Here is a 19148-nt window from a genome sequence, read left to right on the forward strand (position 1 = left end):
GTCATTAAATATGGGCAGCAGAGTAATGACGAGTGTATTATTTGGGTTTGCTTAATAAACATGGCGGATAAACCGGACCGCGCCGCGAGCCCGCGATTCGGTTTGCCGCATCGTCGGCGATTTTTGGAGACATCATGCGAGCGGGCCTTTCCTTGAAGCAGCGTTTGTTGTTATTGATTTTTAGCGTGATCGCGCTGACTTGTCTGCTGGGCGGCCTGGTGCTGCGCAGCATGCATCAGCAAATGATGGCGGACCGGCAGGATCTGATCCGCGGCCAGGTGGAAAACGCCCTGAGTCTGGTGGCCAATTACGAGGAGCAGGCGGCGGCCGGCGCCTTGCCGGAGACGGAGGCGCAGCGCCAGGCGCTGCTGGCCCTGACCCGGCTGCGCTTCGCCGGCAAGGAGTATTTCTTCACGCTAGACAAGGGCTTGGTCTGGCTGGCGCACGGGGTCAACCCCAAACTGGTGGGCAAGGACATGCACGCGGTCAAGGATTCCAGCGGCAGCAGCCTGGGCGACAAGTTCGACCAGACCCTGAGGCAGGGGCAGGGCAAGGGCTTCGCGGAATTCGTCTGGGACAAGCCCGGCTCGGCGGAGCCGCAGCCCAAGCTGGCGTATTTGCAGTCCAGCCCGCGCTGGGGCTGGGTGGTGGGCACCGGCCTGTATATGGACGACGTCTGGGCGGCCTTGCGCGTGCAATTGCTGGGCGTGGCGGTCCAGGTGCTGCTGATCGCCGCGGTGTGCGGCGGCCTGGGCTGGTGGCTGTTCCGCAGCGTGATGCGGCAATTGGGCGCGGAGCCGGCGCAGACCGCGGCCGTGGTGCGGGAAATCGCCGGCGGGCGGCTGGATGTGCCGGTGCCGGTGCGGGCGGGCGACGCGGACAGCCTGATGGCGAATATCGCCCATATGCAGCAGGCTTTGCGGCAGATGGTGGCCGACATCGTGGCCAGCGCCGGCGAACTGGGGCGGCTGAGCGAGGAGGTGGTGACCGGCGCGCAGGCGGTGGCGGACAACTCCCAGCAGCAAAGCGAGAGCGCCACTTCGATGGCGGCGTCGATCGAAGAGCTGACGGTGAGCATCAACCACATCTCCCAATACGCGCAGGACGCGCGCCAGGTGTCGCAGCAGTCCGGCAGCTTGTCGGACGAAGGCGGCGAGGTGATCGCCAAGGCGGTGGCGGAGATGAAGGGCATCAGCGAGACGGTGGACCTGACCGCCGGCGCGATCTCGGCGCTGGCGGACAAGACCGCCACCATCTCCAGCATCATGCAGGTGATCAAGGACATTGCCGATCAGACCAATCTCCTGGCCCTGAACGCGGCGATCGAGGCGGCGCGCGCCGGCGAAACCGGCCGCGGTTTCGCGGTGGTGGCGGACGAGGTGCGCAAACTGTCCGAACGCACCGCCCAGGCCACCGAGGAGATCGCCGGCATGATAGACGAGATCCAGCTCAGCTCCGATCAGTCGCGCGCCAATATGAGCCAGACCGTGGAGCGGGTGCGCGCCGGGCTGGCGCTGGCCGAGCAGGGCGGGGAGATGATCCAGCAGATACGCGGCAGCGCCGGCCAGGTGGTGCAAGTGGTGCGCGACATTTCCCACGCCTTGCAGGAGCAGGGCGTCGCCAGCCAGGACATCGCCCGCCATGTGGAGCAGATCGCCCAGGTGGCCGCCGGCAACGCCGCCGCCGCCACCCAGGCGTCCAGCGGCATCCAGAGCATGGACGAGGTGACCGGGGGCCTGCGGCAGACGGTGGCCGGATTCCAGGTGTAGCGCGGTAGACGGCGCGCGGCAGGCAGTGAACAGATTCTTGCGGGAAGTTTGCGTGCAACGATAGGGGCGGGAGCGGTTTGCCGCTACAATACCGCCTCGTTGAATAGACACCAACCCGTACTGGAATTCAAGATGTTGCGCATTACCGAATTGAAACTGCCGCTGGACCACGCCCCGGAAGAACTGAACGCCGCGATCGCGGCCTATCTGGGCGTGTCGGAGCAGGACATCCGTCAGGTCGTCGTCTTCAAGCGCAGCTACGACGCGCGCAAGGGCATGATGAACCTGGCCTACATCGTCGACATCGACGTGGCCAACGAGGCCCGGCTGCTGGCGCGCCTCAAGTCCGACAAGCACGTGATGCCGACGCCGGACACCCAATACCATTATGTGGGCCAGGCGCCGGAAAACCTGGAGCGCCGCCCGGTGGTGGTGGGCTTCGGCCCCTGTGGCATCTTCGCCGCGCTGCTGCTGGCGCAGATGGGCTTCAAGCCCATCGTGCTGGAGCGCGGCAAGAAAGTGCGCGAGCGCACCAAGGACACCTGGGGCCTGTGGCGCAACAAGGTGCTGAACCCCGAATCCAATGTGCAATTCGGCGAAGGCGGCGCCGGCACCTTCTCCGACGGCAAGCTCTACAGCCAGATCAAGGACCCGCGCCACCTGGGCCGCAAGGTGCTGACCGAGTTCGTCAAGGCCGGCGCGCCCGAGGAAATCCTCTACGTGGCCAAGCCGCACATCGGCACCTTCCGCCTGGTGAGCATGGTGGAGAAGATGCGCGCCGAAATCGAGGAACTGGGCGGCGAAATCCGTTTCCAGCAACGCGTCGCCGACATCCATATGGAAGAAGGGTCGGACGGCCGCAAAACGGCGCGCGGCCTGACTCTGGCCAGCGGCGAGCAGATCCGCGCCGACCACATCGTGCTGGCCTTGGGCCACAGCGCGCGCGACAGCTTCGAGATGCTGCACGGCCACGGCGTGTACATGGAGGCCAAGCCGTTCTCGGTGGGCTTCCGCATCGAGCATCCGCAGACGCTGATCGACAAGGCGCGCTGGGGCAAGTACGCCGGCCACCCGCTGTTGGGCGCGGCGGACTACAAGCTGGTGCATCACGCCAGCAACGGCCGCGCGGTGTACAGCTTCTGCATGTGCCCGGGCGGCCAGGTGGTGGCCGCCACCTCGGAAGAGGGCCGGGTGGTGACCAATGGCATGAGCCAATATTCGCGCGCCGAGCGCAACGCCAACTCCGGCCTGGTGGTCAGCATCAGTCCGGACGACTATCCGGGCGACCCGCTGGCCGGCATCGCCTTCCAGCGCGAGCTGGAGAGCCGCGCCTATGTGCTGGGCGGCGCCACTTACGAAGCGCCGGCGCAGCTGGTGGGCGATTTCCTGGCCGGCAGGCCGTCCACCCAGGTGGGTTCGGTGCCGCCGTCCTATCAGCCCGGCGTGCACTGGACTGATCTGGCCGCGGCCTTGCCGGACTATTGCATCGCGGCGATGCGCGAAGCGCTGCCGGAGTTCGGCAAGAAGATTCGCGGCTACGATATGCACGACGCGGTGCTGACCGGGGTGGAAACCCGCACCAGCTCCCCGCTGCGCATTACCCGTGGCGAGGATTGCCAAAGCCTGAACGTGCGCGGCCTGTACCCGGCCGGCGAGGGTGCCGGCTACGCCGGGGGGATTCTGTCCGCCGGGGTGGACGGCATCAAGGTGGCGGAGGCGGTGGCCCAGGCCATTCTGGCCGAACGCCGCTAACAAAACTGCGCAGCGTCCCTAAGCTTCCGTTCCTCCGCAAGGGCCCGCGATAGCGGGCCCTTTTCATTTAATGGCGCCCGGCCGGGCGCAAGGGTGCGGCAAGCGCCTGCGCGGGCGGCGGGATGTCCGGGCGGCGCCGCTCCAGCAGCAGCCACAGGCCGATGGCCGCCATCAAGGGCAGATGCCCGGGGCCCGCGAGCAGCGGCGGCAGCATCCATATCCCGCAGGAGGCGACGCACCAGCCGCCGGCGGCGAAGCCGTAGCGCAAGGCCGCCGTCGCCGCCGGCCAGCCGAAGGCCGGCAGACGGGCTTGGCGGTGACAGGCTTGCAGGCAATGCCGGCGCAGCGAAGAGGTCTGCCAGAGCCAGGCCGCGGCGCAGGCGGCGGCGAAGGCCAGCCAGGGCGCGGGGCTGAAAGTCAGCAGCGCGAGGCCGAGCAGATGCAGCGGCAGGCCGGCGGCCAGCCAGACCAGCGCGTAGCCGCCGAGGAACAGCGCCAGGATCTGCGCCCGCTTGCGCGCCAGGCTGCGCAGCCACAGCAGCCGCAGCGGGTCGGCCAGCAGCGGCGACATCATCGCCAGCAGCATCAGCAGCCAGGACGGCAGCAGCAGCGTGGGCGGGTTCAGCCACAGCGCGCCGAGCAGCGCCTCCCAGCCGCCGCCGGGGCGGCTTGGGACCCAGACGCCGCAATAGCCGGGCGCGGCCAGCTGGCGCTCCAGGGCAATCAGGCCGAGCCAGCCCAAGAGGCTGGCGCACCGCAACGGCCAGGGCAAGTCCCTGAGCGCCGCGACAAGGGTTTTGACGGGCATGAGGCTCCCGGTGGCGGAGGGAGGGGCCCGGCCGCGGAGGCGGCCGGGGGCGGGCGCTTACTCGCCGTGGCGGTAGACGCTGATGCGGCCTATCGTCACCTCGTCGTCGTCCTCGATGTCGGACACCGGCACCAATTGCACCCCCATCGGCGCCGCGTCCAGCGTCTGGCTCTGACACATGCGGTCCACGATGTCGGTGATCTCCAGCGTCTGGCTGACGCCGTTGCCGCCGTGCTCGGCCAGCGAGGCCTTGCGCGCGCCGAACAGCGCGATGGTGCCGGCCAGGTTTTGCGGGTGCTGCGCCGGGTCCGCGCCCTGAGGCAGGCCGACATAGACGTTGAAGGTGCCGCCGTCCACCTTGCAGCGGATGTTCTCCAGGCTCAGGAAGACGCGGTCCGGCTCCTGCGGCGCGGCGTCTGGCTGGGCCTTGAACTGGCGTGCGGCGGCCTGGCTGGCCTGGAAGCTGCTCAGCACCTTGTTCTTGGCGTCGCTGTCCAGCTGCATCTGCGCGTGGACGGTGCTGTTGCCTAGTTTGATCGCCGTCGCGTTGGCGCCCAGCAGTTCGGTTTTCGGATTGTTCGCCATGGTGGTTGCCGCCGCGGTGTCGAGGTGGATGGCCGCCAGTGTTTGCATGCGCTGCGCCGCGCGGCTGGCGCCGCCGAGAGGGTCCGATACGTCCTGGTAGACATAGTTCAGGTTTGGCGCCTGGGTGTTGAGCATGTCCTTGGCGACGAAGGTGTAGCCGCTGCCGTTGGGGCGCGGCATCGCGAATTTGCGGTTGACCGGGCCTTCCAGCCAATTGTCGCTGCTGGGATTCTGGTGGCGGGGATTGCGATTGAGCCATACCTGCCACAGTCGGTCGATATTGGAGTGGTGGATCCAGAACACCGGGTCCAGGCCGGCGAGGTCCGGGTCCGACATCAGGCCGTTGCGGCCGCCGATATTGGTGTGCACCGGGTTGTGCGGCAGGTTTTCCAGTCCGCCGCTATTGCCGCCGCCGTGCCAGAACGGCGTTTGCGGCCCGCCGTAGCCCGGCGGAATGCCGTTGGCGGTGCCGATGAACTGCGCGTCCTTCAAGGCGGTGAGCTGCACGGTTTCCGGCCGCAGCGTGATGTGATTGGGCTGATTGTTCCAGCCGTAGCGTTGTGCCAGCCACAGCGGATTGGCGCCGCCGTCCGGCAAGGTCTTGGATTGGAAACAGGTGGGCAGGTCGCGCGCCTTGGCGTTGGCGCTGTCGCTGTAATTCCAATACGGCAAGGCCCAGTCGGCGGGGCCGCCTAGTTTGACGATTTCCGCCAGCACAATGGCTTCGAAGGCCGCCAGGTAGCCGCGGTGCCAGGGCATGAAATACCAGCTCTGGTGCTGGCATTGTCGCCAGTAGGTGTTCTGGTCGGCGGCGCTGGGCAGCGCTTCGCCGGCTTGCAGATAGCCGTGTTGTTGCCATAGCTGGGAGTCGAAGCCGTGGATGGCGGCCAGATAGCGCCAGCTGGTGGGCTCCTTGATCGGCCGTTTCTGCATTTCCCGCACCGCGCGCGCGTACCACAGCACGGTGGGGTCCCAGGGATTGCTCATTTTCAAGATGTCTTTGCGGACGCGAGCCATGTCGTTCTCCTCGATGCGAGCGCCGTTCCGGCGCGGCCGTGGCGGGAATGGCTAAGGCTGGCGGTGAGGCGGTGTATTCGGATTAGCAAACCGCTACGGTTCCGAACTGTCCTAAAGAACAGTTTTTGCCTCGGGGCAACTACTTATTTAAAGCGACGCTTGCAAGTGGCCGGCGCGGCGCTCGGCAAGAGCTTGAAAGCGAGCCGGCCCGGCAGCGCCAAGCTGGTATCCTTGAGCGGTTTTGATTCGGATCGCAGACATGAAACGATGGCATTTCCTCTGGGGCGGCTGGCTGGCGCTGTGCTTGCTGCTGCAGGCGGCGCAGGCGGAGCCCGCCTACGGCCCCTTGTTCACCTTCAGCAAGCAAGGGCGCACCCATTATCTGTACGGCACCATGCATGTGGGCCGGCCCGGCTCGGACACGCCGGACTGGGGGCTGAAACAGGCCTTGCGCGTCAGCGACGCGCTGGTGCTGGAACTGGACCCGACGACGGCGGAGGCGGCGGCCGAGGTGACGACGCTGGCCGGCGCGGCCGCGTCCCGGCAATGGCGGCAATTGGACGCCGCCAGCCAGCGCTCGCTGGAGGGGCAGTTGGCGCGGATCGGCGTGGCGCGGGAGCAGGCGCGCGGCCTGGCGCCCAGCCTGTGGCTGATGCAGCTGGCGCTGCGCGAATACCAGCGCATGGGACAGCAGGCGCAGCACAGCCGGGAGGAAATGCTGCTGGAGATGGCGCGCGCGGCGCGGCGGCCGGTGCTGGCGCTGGAAACCGCCGGCGAGCAAAGCCGCTTGCTGTTCGAGATGCCGGCGCCGGCCTTGCGCGAATGGGTGCGCCAGAGCGCGGAATGGCAGGGCGCGGAGGAGGCTGACCGCTATTATCGGGAGCTGACCGAAGCCTGGGAGCGCGGCGACCTCAATGCCTTGCAGGCGCTGGTGGCCTTGCCCGGCTATCCGCGGCTCAGCGCCTGGACCCAGCGCGAAATGCTGGACCGCCGCAATCTGGCGATGGCGCGCCGCATCGACGACTGGGCGGCGTCCAAGCGTCTGTTCGTCGCGGTGGGCGCGCTGCATCTGGCGGGGCGCCAGGGTCTGGTGCGTTTGCTGCGGCAGCGCGGCTACCTGGTGACGGAGGCGCCGCGCGCGCCGTGAGGCGCGGGTTCTTAGCCGGCGTCCTTGAGGTTCTTGGGGCCGAAGGCGCCCGGCAGCAGCGTTTCCAGCGTGCTGTCTATGAGCGCATCGCCGTCGCAGATGGCGCGCACGCGCATGGTGGGGCCGAACTCGTTCAGCACCTGGCGGCAGGCGCCGCAGGGCGGCGTCGGTGTGGCGGTGGGAGTGTAGATGCAGACCGCCAGCACGTCCTGAATGCCGTGGTTGGCGCGCGCGGCGTAGATCGCGGTGCGTTCGGCGCAATTGGTCAGGCCGTAGGAGGCGTTCTCCACATTGCAGCCGATGTGGATTTTGCCGGCGCCGTCCAGGATGGCGGCGCCGACGGCGAATTTGCTGTAAGGGACATAAGCCTGGCGAGCCGCCAGGCGGGCGGCCATTTCCAACTCGGCCCATTGCTCGTTGTTGGGTGTGTTGCCGGTCATATTGCCTCCGATGCGGTTGGCGTGGCATGTTGCGCCGCGCGCGGCCGGGCTGTCAATATCCGGCGGCGGCGCGAACGTCCAGCTTCAGTACAGCAGAGGCGTCCGGCCGGGCGCAAGCCGCGCCGACTGGTCATTGGCGCAGGTGTTGCCGGCAATGCCGCGCCATCGCGTCGGCCAGCGCCTGCGACAAGGCCGACTCCACTCGCCAGTGGTGCCAGTACAGCGGAATGTCCAGGTGTTGCTGCGGAAACAGGTCGATCAGCCGGCCGGCGGCGATGTCGTCGTCCAGCATCAGTTCGGGCAGCAGGCTGTAAGCCAGGCCCTGGCGGGTGATTTCGACGAAGCCTTGCGGCGTGGGCACGGTCAGATAGGGGAAGCCGCCGTGATAGGACGCGGTGTGCAGCAGGAATTCGCGGTGCACATCGTCCTTGCGGCTGTACAGAATGGTGGGCGCGGCGGCCAGCGCCGGCTCGGTGACGCCGTCCGGAAAATAGCGCTGGGCGAAACCGCGGGTGGCGACACACAGATAGCGCATATGGCCGAGAAACAGGCTGTCGCCGCCCTGTATCGGTTGCGGCCGGGTGCTGACGCAGCCGACCACGTGACCGGCGCGCATCAACTCGTGGGTGTAATCCTGATCGTCCACCATGATGTCCAGCAGCACCGGCTGGCTATCCAGCACCGGCTGCACCGCCTGCAAAAACCAGGTGGCCAGGCTGTCGGCGTTGACGGCGATGGCTAGGGTGGTGAACTCCGGCCGCGGCCCGCTGGGCAGCAGGGTGTTCATCAACTGGTTTTCCATCAGGCTGATCTGGCGGAAGTATTGCAGCAGCTGGCGGCCGGCTTCGGTGGGCTCGGCCGGAATGGTCCGGGTCAGCACCGGCTGGCCCAGCTGTTCTTCCAGCTGGCGGATGCGTTGGGAGATGGCGGATTGGGTCAGGAACAGCTTTTTGGCCGCCTTGTCGAAGCCTCCGGTCTCGGCGACGGCCGATAAGGTTTCCAGTTGTTTCGGATCAAGCATGTTTTTACGTCCTTGCCGGGATAATTCCACGGTGTTTCTTGCCTTAGCGCCGCCACCTATGGCATGTTGTGCTGCTTCGTCCGAACACGGACGGTGCAAAGGTTTGCCTGCACGCGGTGGCGGCATAAAAATAATTAGAGCGGCTGGCGGCGACGGTTCTGACCGGCCGGCGCCGGCGGCTCATGGCCAATGACAGGCATGTTGAAGATGCAAGCAGATAATAAGGCACTATTGGATGGCATGTGCCGTTTTATCGGGGTCCGGGCGGATCATATGGCGCAGCTCACCGCCCATGCTCCGCAGTTGTTGTCGCGCAAGGAGGCGCTGGGCAAGGAGTTCTACTGGTATGCGCTGAAATGCCCGGAAACGCTGGCGCTGCTGAGCGAGCGCCTGCCGGGCGGCATCGACTCCCTGGTGGACGCCTTGCTGCAATATTGCGAGCGGATGCTGACGCGTCCGGTGAATGGCCGCGCCGCCCGGCGCGTGGTGGAACAGGGGCGCTTGATGCGCCAGCTGGGCGTGGGCCTGATGTGGGTGGTGGGCGCGTACGAGCGCTGCCAGGCGCATTTCCTGGCGCGGCTGGCCGAAGCCGGGCTGGGCCTGGACGAACTCGCCGCGCTGTCGCGGCTGCTGCGCAAGCGCATTCTGCTGGACCAGATGCTGCAGCTGCACGGCCACCAGCAGTCCTTGCAGGAGGCGGTGGACAGCAAGCACCGGCATCTGCAGACCATGTCCGGGCTGTACGCCACCCTCAGCGGCGTCAGCATGGCCCTGGTGCGTTGCTCCGAACGCGGCGAACTGTTCCAGGCGATTTGCGACGTCTGCGTCCGCGAGGGCGATTTCTCCCATGCCTGGGTGGGCCTGCTGGACGCCGAGTCCCAGAGCATCCGTCCGGCGGCGATGGCCGGCGTTCACGCCGAAGCCTTCATTCCTCGGCTGCAAGTCTCGGCGCTGCCTGAAAGCCTGCACGGCCGCGGCCCCAGCGGCCGGGCCATCCGCGGTTTGGCGGTGCAGGTGGTCAACGATTGCGGCGAAGACCCGTCGATGCAGCCGTGGATGCGAGTGCTCAACGCCAGGAACGTGCGCAGCGCGCTGGTGGCGCCGCTGACGCTGCGCGAGCAGGTGATAGGCACCTTGTCGCTGTATTCCGGACTGCCGGGCTTTTTCGACGACACCAAGGTGGCGCTGGTGGACACCATGGCGCGCGAGATCAGCCGCGCGCTGGAACGGCAGGACGCGCTGGAGCGCAGCCATCGCGCCGAATCCGAACTCGCCTTCCTGTCCTTTCACGATCCGCTGACCGGCTTGCCCAACCGCCACCTGATGAAGGAACACATCAACAAGCAACTGCAGATCCGCCGCGCCAACGCGCAGCTGGCGGTGCTGGTGCTGTCCATCGAGGGTTTCCACGAAATCAACGCCCGCCTGGGCCACGAGGGCGGCGACGCGGTGCTGTGCGAGGTGGCCAACCGGCTGCGGCGCTGCATCTACCCCTATGGCTACGTGGGCCGGGTGGGCGCTTCGCGCTTCGTCGCCTGCAGCGACCGCCACGAGCAGCTGGACCAGCTGGTGGACAGCCTGATGGGCAGCTTGCAGCAGCCGGTGGACTGCATGGGCGTGGTGATCCACACCCGCTGCAGCATGGGCATCGTGGTGGAGCCGGCGAACGGCCGCAGCGACGCCGCAGCGCTGCTGCGCCGCGGCGAGTTGGCGCTGAGCCGGGCCAAGGAAGCCGGCGGCGGCCATTGCCGCTATTACCACGTGACCATGGACGAAGAGATCCAGCACATGCACGCGGTGCGCAACGCCTTCGCGCTGGCCATCGCCCGCGACGAACTGGCGTTGTTCTATCAGCCCAAGATCAATCTGCGCAACAACCGCATCGAAGGCGTGGAGGCGCTGGTGCGCTGGCGCCGCGACGGCCGGCTGGAGATGCCGGGCGCTTTCTTCCCGGCGATAGAGAACACCGACCTGATGCGGGAGCTGGACTGGTGGGTGCTGCGCGAGGCGCTGCGCCAATCCGGGGAGTGGCTGGCGGCCGGCCGCCATATTCCGGTCAGCGTCAATCTGTCCGCCATCACCCTGAAGCACGAGGGCTTCGTGCCGGGCATCCAGGCCTTGTTGCAGGCCTACCCGCTGCCGGCCGGCTATCTGGAGCTGGAAGTGCTGGAGAGCGTGACCCAGCAGGAGGCGGAGCAGATCACCGCCAAGCTGGAGCATTGCCGCGACCTGGGCCTGTCCATCGCCCTGGACGACTTCGGCACAGGCGCGTCCTCGCTGGTGCATCTGCAACAGCTACCCTTCGACACCATCAAGATAGACCAGCGCTTCGTCCGCCTGCTGCTGGACACGCCGGGCAACGAGGCCATCATCCGCAGCATGGTGTCCTTCGCCCACTACACCGGCCGCAAGCTGGTGGTGGAGGGCGTGGAAAGCCGGGCGATCTGGGACCGGCTGCTGGAGATAGGCTGCCTGGACGGGCAGGGCTACGAGATTTCGCCGCCGGTGGACCCTAGGCATTTGCCGGAATGGATCGCGGACTGGGAGCAACGAGCCAGTATTAATTCTGCTTATATATAATAATTTTTATTAGTTTTACTTTGATGCGTCGCTCCCTTAGTCTGTGTCGAAACTTTTCGGGAGCGGCACTTGTTCAATTTCAGCGTTTATCTGTCTGCCCTTGGGCTATCCATCGGGCAGATCGTCGGCATTGGGCCGCAGAATGCCTTCGTGCTGCGGCAGGGCATAGGCCGCAGCCACATCCTGCCCATCGTCGCGATCTGCATCGTCGCCGACGTGTTCCTGATCGCCTGCGGCGTAATGGGGGTGGGCAAGCTGCTCAACGCGATTCCCGGCTTCATTCTCACCGTCACCTGGCTGGGCGCGGGCTTCATTCTGTGGCTGGGTTACAAGGCCTTCCGCTCCGCGATGGCTCCGGGGGCGATGTCGCTGGCCGGCGGCGTGGAGCGCGACCGCAAGCGCGCCATCCGCACCGTGCTGGCGGTGACTCTGCTCAATCCCTACACCTGGCTGGACACCGTGGTGCTGATCGGCGGCGTGTCCGCCATTTACGGCGAGAGCGCCGCGCCGTCCTTCCTGTTGGGCAGCCTCAGCGCCTCGGTGCTGTGGTTCGGCGGCATCGGCTGCTTCGCCGGCAAGCTGGCGCCCTTGTTCCAGCGGCCGCAAAGCTGGCGGGTGCTGGATGGCGTCATCGGCTTGGTGATGCTGCTCACCGCCTTCATGCTGCTGCGCAATTACGGTTTCGAAGGGATGGCCTGAGCGTTTTTGGCGACGGCGGAGAGGCATGTTTTTTGAAAGTGACGGCTTGCTTTTGAGCAACCCGTCACTTTTTCATATGCGGTTTGTCGTGACAAGGTAATTTTTCACTGTCTAAATATGTATTTGGAATTGCAAAATAACTTTGTAAATACCAAATCATTTACCATAACTAAATCTCCGTTGTGAACAACATAAGGAGAGTTAGTCATGAAAGGTTTGATTCAAGCCAGTCTGATGGCGGTTTCCGTGCTGGGCGGCCTGTCTTCCCCGGTGGTGGCAGCCCCGGTGAACAACAGCTATATCCAGTCCAGCGCCAACGAGATCCGCGGCTTCCTTGGCGGCTACGCGCGGCCGACGGTCTACGTCAACCAGTACGCTTGCCGCGAGCCTCAGCTCAGCGCGATGGCGTGCGGGCCCTACACCATCAGCGTGGGCACCGGCTTCCTGCAGCAGCAGGAGAACAGCTACGGCAACTATGTGGCCAAGTTCATCCTGGCGCACGAATGGGGCCATTCCATCCAGTTCACCCACAACATCTATCGCCAGGCGCCGATGCAGGAGCTGCAGGCCGACTGCGTGGGCGGCACCTTCGCCAAGTACGCCGAAACCAATCTGCGTTATCCGAGCTTCATCGAGAACGCGGTGGCTTCGGCGCGCAACGCGGCCGATTACGGCGAGCACGGCACGCCGTCGCAGCGCGATTATTATTCGCGCTACGGCCACGCCAACGGCCTCAACGCTTGCCTGAACTCGATCTGATCGGCGATGGGCAAGCGGGTGTGGGGGCTGGCCGGCGGGCTGGCGCTGCTGGGCTTGGCCTGGGTCAGCCTGCCTGAGCTGGTCCGCGAGCGGCTGGGCTTGAGCGCGCCGGCTCCGGCGGCCTTGCTTGCCGGCGAGGCGGGCGCCGCGGCGGCGCCGGTCAAGGGGGCGCCGCCGCGGGCTTACCAGGGGCTGAGCTTCGCGGTGGGCGACGGCCCGCCGCCGGCCGCGGCGCCGGCGGAGCCTGCGCCGGAAAGCAAGGCCGAGCGTCAGCGCAAGCAGGCTTTGCGCCAGCTGGGCTACGTCATCGACGAGCGCTTCTACCGGATGCCGCTGGCCGAGTTGCGCAAGCTGGCGGCCGCCGGCAATGTCCAGGCCTTGACCCATCTGGCCGAACGTTATCTGTTCGAGCTGGATGGCAAGCCGCAGCGGCCGGGCTTCGAGCCGGAGATGCGTTACCGCGAGGAGGCGCGCGCCGCCTTGCAGCAGGCGTACCGGCTGGGCAACCGGCATGCGGCGGCGATGATCTCCGAGAGCTATCTGCTGGAGCGGCAGCCCTTGGAGGCCGCGGCCTGGAATCTGGTGGCGCGGCGAGCCGGCGACGCCTTGAGCGCGGACTGGTTTTTGGGCACCAAGGACTACCGGCAGCTGAACGCCGGGCAGAAAGCCGCGGCGGCGGAGCGCGCCGAGCAGATCTGGCGCGAACTGCATCCAGGCGCGGCGCAGTCCAAAGGCTAGCGTAGGCAAAAAAAACCGGCGGGCCCTCGCGGGGCCGCCGGTTTTTCTCGTTCGCGGTACGGGCGGCGCTTACTGCGCGTCGGCGGCCAGGCCGTCCACCAGGTCCTCGCGGGTGATCAGGAACACGAAACCGTCGCCGCTCTCGGTTTCCATCCACATGAAGGGCAGGGTGGGGAAGCACTCTTCCAGCATTTCGCGGTTGTGGCCGATCTCCACCAGCAGCACGCCCTTGTCGTTGAGGAAGTCCGGCGCGCGGCGCAGGATTTCGCGGGTGGCGTCCAGGCCGTCTTCGCCGGAGCCCAGCGCCAGTTCCGGCTCGTGCAGGTATTCCGGCGGCAGCGCGTCCACCGAGTCGGCGTCGACGTAGGGCGGGTTGGAGATGATCAGATCGTATTTGTCCTCGATGCCCTCGAACATATCGGTGTGGATCAGCTGCACGCGCTCGTCCAGGCCGTAGTTCTGCACATTGATGGAGGCCACTTCCAGCGCGTCCAGCGAGATGTCCACCGCGTCGATTTGCGCGTCCGGATAGTGGTGCGCCAATTGAATCGCCAGGCAGCCGGAGCCGGTGCACAGGTCCAGCGCGCGGTGCACCAGTTCCGGGTGCTCGATCCACGGCTGCAGCGGCTCGCCCAACAGCTCGTAGATGAAGGAGCGCGGCACCAGCACGCGTTCGTCCACGTAATAGCTGAAATCGCCCTGCCAGGCCTCATGGGTCAGATAGGCCACCGGCACGCGCTCCTCGGCGCGGCGTTCGATCAGGTCGATCACGTCCTTGACCTCGGTGGGCAGCAGCTTGGCGTCGAGGAAGGGCTCCAGCTGGTCCACCGGCAGCTTGAGCGCCGACAGAATCAGATAGGCGGCTTCGTCGTAGGCGTTCTGGGTGCCGTGGCCGTAGAACAGGCCGGCGTCGTTGAAACGCGACACGGCGAAGCGCAGCAGGTCGCGCAAGGTGTTGAAGCTGGATGCAGCCTGGGCGTACATGGTTTTCCTTTCAATACAACAGGGACATGGCGGCGGCCATGTCCCCGGCGGTGTTTATTCGTGCCCGCGTGGAGGCGGACGATGACCTTGAGGTCGGACGTCAGAACGGCAGCTTGGCGTCGGTGGCGGTGCCCAGCACGCGGCGGAAGTCGCCCTTGATGCGCTCCAGCGCCGCGTCGTTGTCGGCCTCGAAGCGCAGCACGATCACCGGCGTGGTGTTGGAGGCGCGCGCCAGGCCGAAACCGTCCTTGTATTCCACGCGCAGGCCGTCCAGGGTGTTGACTTCCTCGGCGCCGTCGAAGGTGGCGGAAGCCTGCAACTTGGCGATCAGGGCGTGGTTTTCGCCTTCCTTGGCCATCTTCAGATTCAGTTCCGGCGTGGACAGCGCATTGGGCAGCGCGTTGAGCAGTTCGCTGGGGTTGTCCACGCGGGACAGCACTTCCAGCAGGCGGGCGCCGGCGTACATGCCGTCGTCGAAGCCGTACCAGCGTTCCTTGAAGAACACGTGGCCGCTCATTTCGCCGGCCAGCAACGCGCCGGTTTCCTTGATCTTGGCCTTGATGAAGCTGTGGCCGGTGCGCGCCATCACCGGCACGCCGCCGTTTTGCTTGATCCAGGGCTTGAGCAGGCGGGTGGACTTCACGTCGTAGATGATCTTGGCCTTGGGATTGCGCTCGAGCACGTCGGCGGCGAACAGCATCAGCTGGCGGTCCGGCCAGATGATGGTGCCGTCCTTGGTCACCACGCCCAGGCGGTCGCCGTCGCCGTCGAAGGCCAGGCCGATTTCGGCGTCGGTCTTCTGCAGCGCGTCGATCACGTCCTGCAGGTTTTCCGGCTTGGCCGGGTCCGGGTGGTGGTTGGGGAAGGTGCCGTCCACATCGCAGAACAGCTCGCGCACGCGGCAGCCCAGGCGGCGGAACAGCACCGGGGCGAAAGCGCCGGGCACGCCGTTGCCGCAGTCCACCACGATGTTGAGCGGGCGTTCCAGCTTGATGTCCGAGGTGATGCGGTCCAGATAGGCTTCCACGATGTCGTGGGTGCCGTAGCCGCCTTCGCCGCTGGCGAGATCGCCGTCGACGATGCGCTGGTACAGCTTCTGGATGTCGTCGCCGGCCAGGGTGTTGCCGGCCAGCATCATCTTGAAGCCGTTGTAGTCAGGCGGGTTGTGGCTGCCGGTGACCATCACGCCGGACACCGAGCCCAGCTCGTGGGCGGCGAAGTACAGCATCGGCGTGGCGACGCGGCCAACGTCGATCACGTCGACGCCGGCGGCCTGGATGCCTTCGGCCAGCGCCTGGCACAGATCCGGGCCGGACAGGCGGCCGTCGCGGCCGACCACGATGGTTTTCACTTTGCGGGCCTTGGCTTCGGAGCCGACGGCCTGGCCGATCTGGCGAGCGACTTCATTAGTCAGGGTCTTGCCGACGATGCCGCGGATGTCATAGGCCTTGAAGATGTCTTTGGACAGTTTGCTCATGGCGTTCTTATGCGATCGAAATGAAGGATGAGCGCGGAGCGGCGGCGCTCCGCGTCGGAAATTCGGGGCTCAGGCGGCCAGCGCGGCGCTCAGGCTGATCAGTTGGTCCAGCTTGGCGCGCGCCTGTCCGGAGTCGAGCGCTTCGCGCGCCATGGTAACACCGTCGGCCAGGGTAGGGGAAACGCCGGCCGTATAGATGGCGGCGGCGGCGTTGAGGCAGACGATGTCGCGCGCCGGGCCGGCTTCGCCGTCAAGCACCGCCAGCAGGATGTCGCGCGAGGCGGCGGCGGTGTCGGCGCGCAGCTGTTTGAGTTCGGCGAAGTCCAGGCCCAGTTCGCGCGGATCCAGCTGGTACTCCTCGATCTGCCCATCCTTTAGTTCAGCCACCATGCTGGGGCCGGACAAGGTCAGCTCGTCCAGGCCGTCCAGGCCGTGCACGATCAGCGCGTGGCGGCTGCCCAGCTGTTTCAGCACCCGCGCCTGAATGCCCACCAGGTCCGGGTGGAACACGCCCATCAGCTGGTTTTCGGCGTCGGCCGGGTTGGTCAGCGGCCCCAGGATGTTGAAGATGGTGCGGGCGCCCAGCTCCTTGCGAATGGGGGCCACATGACGCATCGCGGTGTGATGGTTGGGGGCGAACATGAAGCCGATGCCGATCTCGTCGACGCAACGGCCCACTTGTTCGGCGTTCAGGTTGAGCTTGACGCCCAGCGACTCCAGCACGTCGGCGCTGCCGGAGCTGGACGACACCGAGCGGCCGCCGTGCTTGGCCACGCGGGCGCCGGCCGCCGCGGCGACGAAGGCGGAAGTGGTGGATATGTTGAAGGTGTGGGACTTGTCGCCGCCGGTGCCGCAGGTGTCCACCAGGTGGTCGCGCAGGCTGATCGGCACCGGGGTGGCGAACTCGCGCATCACCGTGGCGGCGGCGGCGATTTCCAGCACCGACTCCACCTTGACGCGCAGGCCGATCAGGATGGCGGCGGTTTGCGCCGGCGTCAGTTCGCCGCGCATGATCTGGCGCATCAAGTCCAGCATTTCGTCATAGAACAGCTCGTTGCCGTCGATCAGACGGTTCAGCGCGGCCTGCGGGGTAATCATCGGGGGAGATCCTTTTGCTTGCGTGGGCGGCGCCGCGCGGAGGCGCGCCGTCCGGGATTCAATTGCCGGCGTGCGCCGTCAGCTGGGAGAGGCGCTGCTCGATCAGGTCTACGCGGCAGCCGGCTTGGGCCTGATCCGCGCCGTTGCCGCTGGCGTAGCTGCTGGCCACCCAGCGGCACTGCTTGTCCAGATAGGTTTTGAAGGCGCGGCTGGACTGGCTGAACGCCAGCCGGGCGCGGTAGCGGTTGCCGGTGATCTGGTCCAGCTCGCGCATCGCGGCGGCGGCCTTGTTTTCGCCTAAGACCAGCTCGGCCTCGGCCTTGCTCAGCCGCTGTTGCAGGCAGGCGGACACCGCCGGGCTCTGCGCCTCGGCCCGCATGCAGTCGTCCAGCGCACCGGCCTGCGCCGCGCCGGACAGCGCCAGGGCGGCGGCCAGCATCAACATCCACTTCATCAGGCAAACTCTTTCAGGAAGTTGTCCAGCATCGCGTGGCCGTGGTCGGTGAGAATGGATTCCGGGTGGAACTGCACGCCCTCGATCGGCAGCGTCTTGTGGCGCACGCCCATGATTTCGCCGTCGTCGGTCCAGGCGGTGACGTCCAGGCAGTCCGGCAGCGTCTCGCGTTCGATCACCAGCGAGTGGTAGCGGGTACAGGTCACCGGATTGGGCAGGCCGCGGAACATGCCGACATCGCGGTGTTTGACCGGCGACACCTTGCCGTGCATCAGCTGTTTGGCGTGGACGACGCGGCCGCCGAAGGCCTGGCCTATGCCCTGATGGCCCAGGCACACGCCCATGATGGGCAGCTTGCCGGCGAAGTGCTGGATGGCGGGCACCGACACGCCGGCTTCGTTGGGCGTGCAGGGGCCGGGCGAGATCACCAGGTATTTAGGCTGCAGCGCTTCGATCTGCTGCAAGGTGATTTCGTCGTTGCGGAACACCTTGACCTCCTGACCCAGCTCGCCGAAGTACTGCACCAGGTTGTAGGTGAAGGAGTCGTAATTGTCGATCATCAATAGCATTTTTTGTCTAACTCATTGAATTTATTGGTTCCGTTTGCGTGCTGTGTGCTTTGTTACTCACAGTGTTACTCACAACGTTCGTTGGTGGGGTCAGCACGCTGCTTGGAGATGTACTCTGCCCGCCATTTCGCATAGTCCTCTTCTGGCCAGCGAGATGCGGTTCCGATCTTGATGGGGTCGGGAAATTCGTTCTTCTTGATCTTACGGTAGATCGTTGCAGGGTGAAACCCTGTCAGTCGACGAATTTCCTTCATCGTGTAAAGTATTCTGGACATGGTTGCTCTCCTAAGAACCTGTTTACGATCTGCTGCGCGTCGGCGATACGGCGTTGAAACCGGGCTCAAAATGCTCATGTACCACGTGTACATTCCGCTTTTTCGCTCGTTTTCGCCTTGTCTCGCCTTGTCTCGCCTTAGCTCGCGAGATCGTAAACACGTTCTAAGACCCGCTAACAAAAACCCTGATCCTGCGTTGCGCCTCCTTGTCGTACCACTTGTGCTGCCTGCGTCGGCGCGCCCTGGCACAGCTTCTCTGCGAGGTTTTGTTAGCGGCTCTAAATAACATTGGCCACTAGGTGTGCGCCGGAGCGGTCTACCGCGATAATGTCGCGCGCGGCGTCGATCAGGTTCTGTTGCATCATGCAATCTCCTTGAAAAGATCGTTCTGATGCAGCGCGGCGCTGCATGCGGGGGTGAGCCATGCGCATTCGGTCCGAACGGCGGTGCCGCGGCCGGTTTTCAATCATCGCAGCGGTGCGGCGGGAAGAAGCCCATGATCCACGGCGCAAGCCTGAACTTCGCGCCGTGGCAGCGCAGAGCCGGGCGGGTGACTGCATTCATGCCCACACCTAATAAGAAAGGGTCGCGTGAGCGACCCATCGAATTACCATCCGGCCATCTCGATAGCTGGTGTCTATCCAGCAGCCGGTCATCAAAAATTCGTCGATGCAAACAAGTTGGGAATGAAGGAGCCATCGGCGACGATCTGTTGCAGCCGCTGACGGAAGGAGATGGCCGGGCCGCCGCGGCGCTCAAGGAAATAATCAAACTCGTCGAGTTCTTCAGCGGTCAGCGCGCGCATGCCCGCATAGTCCAATGGCGCCGCGATATCCATGTACCAGTCGGCGGCCTCTTCGGCAGAGCGCGCCACTACCCAATCGCAGTCGTTCATTTCGAAGACGAACACGCCGTTGATGCTGTTGTTCATGGTCTGTTCCTTGGGTCGTTAAAAAGCCCACTTGCGTGGGCTTCG

General features: G+C 65.7%; 18 protein-coding genes. 7 read left to right on the plus strand and 11 right to left on the minus strand.

Going from position 1 to position 19148, the window contains the following annotated elements:
- The first annotated feature begins 134 nt into the window (after positions 1-134).
- Both VK98_RS13335 and VK98_RS13340 read left to right on the plus strand, forming a co-directional pair.
- Entirely contained in the window at positions 135-1769 is a 1635-nt protein-coding gene (locus VK98_RS13335; RefSeq protein WP_048414501.1) for a methyl-accepting chemotaxis protein, read from the plus strand.
- A gap of 132 nt (positions 1770-1901) precedes the next feature.
- Positions 1902-3521 carry an NAD(P)/FAD-dependent oxidoreductase gene (locus tag VK98_RS13340; RefSeq protein WP_048414502.1) on the plus strand — a complete coding sequence of 540 codons (1620 nt, stop codon included), beginning with the start codon at positions 1902-1904 and terminating at the stop codon, positions 3519-3521.
- A 67-nt stretch (positions 3522-3588) separates the two neighbouring features.
- Here the strand turns inward: VK98_RS13340 and VK98_RS13345 are convergent, their stop codons facing one another.
- Both VK98_RS13345 and VK98_RS13350 read right to left on the minus strand, forming a co-directional pair.
- Positions 3589-4329, minus strand: a complete 741-nt coding sequence (locus VK98_RS13345) for a DUF2182 domain-containing protein (protein ID WP_048414503.1) — start codon at positions 4327-4329, stop codon at positions 3589-3591.
- A 57-nt stretch (positions 4330-4386) separates the two neighbouring features.
- Positions 4387-5931: a tyrosinase family protein gene (locus VK98_RS13350; protein ID WP_048414504.1), complete on the minus strand. Its 1545-nt coding sequence runs from the start codon at positions 5929-5931 to the stop codon at positions 4387-4389.
- 259 nt (positions 5932-6190) lie between these two features.
- On the opposite strand from VK98_RS13350, the gene VK98_RS13355 reads away from it, so the two are divergent.
- Positions 6191-7078 (plus strand): TraB/GumN family protein, encoded by an 888-nt coding sequence (locus VK98_RS13355; RefSeq protein ID WP_048414505.1) that lies wholly within the window; start codon positions 6191-6193, stop codon positions 7076-7078.
- 11 nt (positions 7079-7089) lie between these two features.
- Here VK98_RS13355 and VK98_RS13360 read toward each other — a convergent pair whose 3' ends face one another.
- On the minus strand, positions 7090-7518 hold the full coding sequence (locus VK98_RS13360) for a cytidine deaminase (RefSeq protein ID WP_048414506.1): 429 nt from the start codon (positions 7516-7518) through the stop codon (positions 7090-7092).
- A 130-nt stretch (positions 7519-7648) separates the two neighbouring features.
- On the minus strand, positions 7649-8539 hold the full coding sequence (locus VK98_RS13365; RefSeq protein WP_048414507.1) for a LysR family transcriptional regulator ArgP: 891 nt from the start codon (positions 8537-8539) through the stop codon (positions 7649-7651).
- Positions 8540-8746: 207 nt separating this feature from the next.
- Between VK98_RS13365 and VK98_RS13370 the strand changes: the two genes are divergently transcribed.
- The 4 genes from VK98_RS13370 (at position 8747) to VK98_RS13385 (ending at position 13315) form a co-directional block, all read left to right on the plus strand.
- Positions 8747-11119 carry an EAL domain-containing protein gene (locus VK98_RS13370; protein ID WP_048414537.1) on the plus strand — a complete coding sequence of 791 codons (2373 nt, stop codon included), beginning with the start codon at positions 8747-8749 and terminating at the stop codon, positions 11117-11119.
- A 69-nt stretch (positions 11120-11188) separates the two neighbouring features.
- Positions 11189-11818 (plus strand): LysE/ArgO family amino acid transporter, encoded by a 630-nt coding sequence (locus tag VK98_RS13375; protein ID WP_048414508.1) that lies wholly within the window; start codon positions 11189-11191, stop codon positions 11816-11818.
- 207 nt (positions 11819-12025) lie between these two features.
- Positions 12026-12577 (plus strand): hypothetical protein, encoded by a 552-nt coding sequence (locus VK98_RS13380; RefSeq protein WP_048414509.1) that lies wholly within the window; start codon positions 12026-12028, stop codon positions 12575-12577.
- 6 nt (positions 12578-12583) lie between these two features.
- Positions 12584-13315, plus strand: a complete 732-nt coding sequence (locus VK98_RS13385; protein ID WP_048414510.1) for a hypothetical protein — start codon at positions 12584-12586, stop codon at positions 13313-13315.
- A 69-nt stretch (positions 13316-13384) separates the two neighbouring features.
- On the opposite strand, the gene prmB is transcribed toward VK98_RS13385, so the two are convergent.
- The 7 genes from prmB to VK98_RS13420 form a co-directional block, all read right to left on the minus strand.
- Complete coding sequence (gene prmB / locus VK98_RS13390) at positions 13385-14299, minus strand: 50S ribosomal protein L3 N(5)-glutamine methyltransferase (RefSeq protein WP_048414511.1); 915 nt, start codon at positions 14297-14299, stop codon at positions 13385-13387.
- A 100-nt stretch (positions 14300-14399) separates the two neighbouring features.
- Entirely contained in the window at positions 14400-15776 is a 1377-nt protein-coding gene (locus tag VK98_RS13395) for a phosphomannomutase/phosphoglucomutase (RefSeq protein WP_048414512.1), read from the minus strand.
- Positions 15777-15845: 69 nt separating this feature from the next.
- Positions 15846-16874, minus strand: coding sequence for an anthranilate phosphoribosyltransferase (gene trpD, locus VK98_RS13400; RefSeq protein WP_048414513.1), 1029 nt, complete (start codon positions 16872-16874; stop codon positions 15846-15848).
- A 58-nt stretch (positions 16875-16932) separates the two neighbouring features.
- Positions 16933-17328 (minus strand): lysozyme inhibitor LprI family protein, encoded by a 396-nt coding sequence (locus VK98_RS13405; RefSeq protein ID WP_053077383.1) that lies wholly within the window; start codon positions 17326-17328, stop codon positions 16933-16935.
- Positions 17328-17897, minus strand: a complete 570-nt coding sequence (locus VK98_RS13410) for an aminodeoxychorismate/anthranilate synthase component II (protein WP_048414514.1) — start codon at positions 17895-17897, stop codon at positions 17328-17330. Before VK98_RS13410 ends, VK98_RS13405 begins: the two co-directional genes overlap by 1 nt.
- A 65-nt stretch (positions 17898-17962) precedes the next feature.
- Positions 17963-18172, minus strand: coding sequence for an AlpA family transcriptional regulator (locus VK98_RS13415; RefSeq protein ID WP_048414515.1), 210 nt, complete (start codon positions 18170-18172; stop codon positions 17963-17965).
- Between the two features lie 655 nt (positions 18173-18827).
- Entirely contained in the window at positions 18828-19103 is a 276-nt protein-coding gene (locus tag VK98_RS13420) for a hypothetical protein (protein ID WP_048414516.1), read from the minus strand.
- Between the last annotated feature and the right edge of the window lie 45 nt (positions 19104-19148).

Origin of the sequence: Chromobacterium sp. LK11 (genome assembly GCF_001043705.1) — a bacterium.
Taxonomy (GTDB): domain Bacteria; phylum Pseudomonadota; class Gammaproteobacteria; order Burkholderiales; family Chromobacteriaceae; genus Chromobacterium; species Chromobacterium alkanivorans.

Excerpts from the sequence above, each read along its gene's own strand:
- VK98_RS13350 (WP_048414504.1), bottom strand. The coding sequence starts at position 5,931 with ATGGCTCGCGTCCGCAAAGACATCTTGAAAATGAGCAATCCCTGGGAC.
- VK98_RS13395 (WP_048414512.1), bottom strand. The coding sequence starts at position 15,776 with ATGAGCAAACTGTCCAAAGACATCTTCAAGGCCTATGACATCCGCGGC.
- VK98_RS13355 (WP_048414505.1), top strand. The coding sequence starts at position 6,191 with ATGAAACGATGGCATTTCCTCTGGGGCGGCTGGCTGGCGCTGTGCTTG.
- VK98_RS13335 (WP_048414501.1), top strand. The coding sequence starts at position 135 with ATGCGAGCGGGCCTTTCCTTGAAGCAGCGTTTGTTGTTATTGATTTTT.
- VK98_RS13405 (WP_053077383.1), bottom strand. The coding sequence starts at position 17,328 with ATGAAGTGGATGTTGATGCTGGCCGCCGCCCTGGCGCTGTCCGGCGCG.
- VK98_RS13415 (WP_048414515.1), bottom strand. The coding sequence starts at position 18,172 with ATGTCCAGAATACTTTACACGATGAAGGAAATTCGTCGACTGACAGGG.
- VK98_RS13385 (WP_048414510.1), top strand. The coding sequence starts at position 12,584 with ATGGGCAAGCGGGTGTGGGGGCTGGCCGGCGGGCTGGCGCTGCTGGGC.
- VK98_RS13380 (WP_048414509.1), top strand. The coding sequence starts at position 12,026 with ATGAAAGGTTTGATTCAAGCCAGTCTGATGGCGGTTTCCGTGCTGGGC.
- VK98_RS13410 (WP_048414514.1), bottom strand. The coding sequence starts at position 17,897 with ATGCTATTGATGATCGACAATTACGACTCCTTCACCTACAACCTGGTG.
- VK98_RS13365 (WP_048414507.1), bottom strand. The coding sequence starts at position 8,539 with ATGCTTGATCCGAAACAACTGGAAACCTTATCGGCCGTCGCCGAGACC.
- trpD (WP_048414513.1), bottom strand. The coding sequence starts at position 16,874 with ATGATTACCCCGCAGGCCGCGCTGAACCGTCTGATCGACGGCAACGAG.
- VK98_RS13345 (WP_048414503.1), bottom strand. The coding sequence starts at position 4,329 with ATGCCCGTCAAAACCCTTGTCGCGGCGCTCAGGGACTTGCCCTGGCCG.
- VK98_RS13420 (WP_048414516.1), bottom strand. The coding sequence starts at position 19,103 with ATGAACAACAGCATCAACGGCGTGTTCGTCTTCGAAATGAACGACTGC.
- VK98_RS13360 (WP_048414506.1), bottom strand. The coding sequence starts at position 7,518 with ATGACCGGCAACACACCCAACAACGAGCAATGGGCCGAGTTGGAAATG.
- prmB (WP_048414511.1), bottom strand. The coding sequence starts at position 14,299 with ATGTACGCCCAGGCTGCATCCAGCTTCAACACCTTGCGCGACCTGCTG.
- VK98_RS13340 (WP_048414502.1), top strand. The coding sequence starts at position 1,902 with ATGTTGCGCATTACCGAATTGAAACTGCCGCTGGACCACGCCCCGGAA.
- VK98_RS13370 (WP_048414537.1), top strand. The coding sequence starts at position 8,747 with ATGCAAGCAGATAATAAGGCACTATTGGATGGCATGTGCCGTTTTATC.